This is a genomic window from Micromonospora sp. AP08, from assembly GCF_008085935.1.
Taxonomy (GTDB): Bacteria; Actinomycetota; Actinomycetes; order Mycobacteriales; family Micromonosporaceae; genus Micromonospora; species Micromonospora chersina.
In genome coordinates, this window is sequence record NZ_VSEZ01000040.1 from 1 (window position 1) to 826 (window position 826).

The window sequence follows — 826 nt, forward strand, 5'->3', positions numbered from 1 at the left end:
TCTCCGGGTAGTGGCAGGCGGTGGCCTGGTTGCCGCCGTCCCGGGGGACGAGCGCGGGTTCCTCGGTGGCGCAGCGTTCCTGGGCTTTCCAGCAGCGGGTGCGGAAGCGGCAGCCCGACGGCGGGTTGAGCGGTGTGGGCACGTCGCCGGTGAGGCGGATGCGTCCGGCGGGGCCGAGGGTGGTGACGTCGGGGATCGCGGAGAGCAGGGCGCGGGTGTAGGGGTGCTGGGGCCGTTGGTAGATGTCGTCGCGGTCGCCGATTTCCACGATTGTGCCGAGATACATGACGGCGACGCGGTGGCAGAAGTGCCGCACGACGGCGAGGTCGTGGGCGATGAAGACGAACGCCAGGTCGAGGTCGCGTTGCAGGTCGCGCAGCAGGTTGATGACCTGGGCCTGGATGGACACGTCGAGGGCGGAGACGGGTTCGTCGGCGACGATCAGCTTCGGCCGCAGGGCCAGGGCGCGGGCGATGCCGATGCGCTGGCGCTGCCCGCCGGAGAACTCGTGCGGGTAGCGGTTGTAGTGCTCCGGGTTCAACCCGACCAGTTCCAGGAGTTCCTGGACCCGTTTCTTGATCCCACCGGGCGGGTTGATCCGGTTGACCTGCAACGGCATGGCCACGATCCGGCCGACGGTGTGCCGGGGGTTCAGCGACGCGTAGGGGTCCTGGAAGATGATCTGCAGGTCCTGCCGCAACGGACGCAACTGGTTGCGGCGGGCGTGGGTGATGTCCCGGCCGGCGAACTCGATGCTGCCGGAGGTCGGCTCCAGCAGCCGCACCAGCATCCGACCCGTGGTGGTCTTCCCACAGCCGGACTCCCC

At 69.5% G+C, this 826-nt stretch carries 1 protein-coding gene; it reads right to left on the reverse strand.

Annotation, left to right across the window (positions count from 1 at the left end; translation table 11 throughout):
- The coding region (locus FXF50_RS29015) for an ABC transporter ATP-binding protein (protein ID WP_148432109.1) at positions 1 to 826 on the reverse strand (826 nt) is incomplete at both ends.